Annotated in this window: 2 protein-coding genes; both read right to left on the bottom strand. The window is 67.0% G+C overall.

The genetic code is table 11. The features are described 5' to 3' along the window. Positions 1 to 60: 60 nt before the first annotated feature. Positions 61 to 744: a cupin domain-containing protein gene (locus tag Q673_RS24425; RefSeq protein WP_023005297.1), complete on the bottom strand. Its 684-nt coding sequence runs from the start codon at positions 742 to 744 to the stop codon at positions 61 to 63. Positions 745 to 814: 70 nt separating this feature from the next. Then, positions 815 to 1,375: a cysteine hydrolase family protein gene (locus Q673_RS24420; RefSeq protein ID WP_023005296.1), complete on the bottom strand. Its 561-nt coding sequence runs from the start codon at positions 1,373 to 1,375 to the stop codon at positions 815 to 817. Positions 1,376 to 1,610 lie beyond the last annotated feature (235 nt).

Here is a 1,610-nt window from a genome sequence, read left to right as displayed (position 1 = left end):
GCGCCATGCCTGGCGCACAAGTGCAGAAGGGCCGCCCCGAAAGGGGCGGCCCTTCTTCAATCAGGCATCGACAGTCAAGGGCGCCAGATGATCCCGCTTGAGATAGCAGGTGACGCCGTCCGCCCCGGCGAGAAGGCGCGGCGTGTCGCCGACGGGCAGGCGCAGCCAGCTCCCCTTGCTGAGGGTCTGGCCCGGAGCCTCGCCGTCGAGGCTGAGCTCGCCTTCCAGCACCAGCAGCTCTACGCCCCGGGTCGCCTCGAGCGGTAGCGCCTGCCCCGCCGCCAGGCGCTCCAGGCAGACCCGCTCGGCGGCGGACTCGAACAGCGGGCAGGTCTCGCGCCCCTCCCCCCGGCGATGCCAGGCGGCGGGGTCGTTTGTGTCGACGCGGACGTGATGGTCGTCCTTCGGCGGCATCTGCCACAGTTTGACGAAGATGGTGGCGCCCGGCTCGCTGGAGGGTCGATGCGCGGAGCCCGGCGGGTTGCGCACATACCAGCCTGCCGGGAAGTCACCGCTCTCGTCGGAGAAGGTGCCGGAGAGCACCAGGATCTCCTCCCCTCCGGGGTGCTCGTGGGGCGGGAAGTGGGATCCCTGGGCGTAGCGCACCAGGCTGGTGGCGCGGGCCTTCTCGGCCCCCACCCGGTCGAGCATCACCCGCTCGACACCGCCCTGGGGCGAAGCCACCCACTCGTGCTGCTCCGGCGTGACGACGGCACGCCGGGTGAAGTCCGCATTGATACGCATGGTCACTCCTGGAAAGCGGAAGTTGGAAGAATTATCCCCCATGATGGTGGATTACGCCCCCCAGGCAAGGCTATGAGTGCTGCTTAATCCACTCCGCGGTGTCGGTGACCTCGGCGTAGGCGAACGCCAGTCCGGCCATGAAGGACGCATGCACCTGGGCCGCCGGCACCGTCTCGCCGTTGAACGTCTGGTCGTGGGTGGCGCAGGCATCCTGCAGCACCGTGACCTGGTAACCGAGATCCGAGGCGGCACGGGTGGCGGCGTCGATGCACATATGGCTCATGGCGCCCACCACCACCAGCTTCTCGATGCCCTGCGCCTGCAGGTGCTCGTGCAGGTCGGTACCGAGGAAGGCGTTGACGCTGTGCTTGAGGACCACCGATTCGTTGCCCGATTCCCGCGGCGCCATGGTGGCGTGAATGCGCGCCCCCTCACTGCCCGGCGCAAAGAAGGGCGCCTCGGCGGAGGGAAACTCGTGGCGGATATGCACGACCGGCAGCGAGCGCTCGCGGAAGTGCCCGAGCACGGCAGCGGCCTGCTCGGCAGCCGGTTCGATGCCCACCAGAGGCCACTTGCCGTCGGGGAAGTAGTCGTTCTGCAGGTCGACGATCATCAGGGCGGTATCGCTCATCGGGGAGTTCTCCTTGGAGTTCGAGCATGCATCATGGCAGAGAATACTCGCTGGGTCGGCTGACCGGTGCAATTCAACGTCAACATGCGCCCGCTTCGCCACCCGGCCCCAGGGCTATCGCAGATAGAGACAACACTATTTTGGGAAGCCCGATATAGTGGGAGCCCGATTTATCAGCGATCGCGGTGGTACAAGGGCAGCTACTGTGGGAGCCCGAGTAAGTATCCCCCGGCAA

It is taken from the genome of Halomonas sp. PBN3 (genome assembly GCF_000475415.1).
Classification (GTDB): domain Bacteria; phylum Pseudomonadota; class Gammaproteobacteria; order Pseudomonadales; family Halomonadaceae; genus Halomonas; species Halomonas shengliensis.
The sequence above is the reverse complement of the archived record's forward strand: the minus strand, read 5'-3'. Positions and strand labels throughout refer to the sequence as shown.

Coding starts and splice junctions, on each gene's coding strand:
- Q673_RS24425 (WP_023005297.1), bottom strand. CDS start 744: ATGCGTATCAATGCGGACTTCACCCGGCGTGCCGTCGTCACGCCGGAG.
- Q673_RS24420 (WP_023005296.1), bottom strand. CDS start 1,375: ATGAGCGATACCGCCCTGATGATCGTCGACCTGCAGAACGACTACTTC.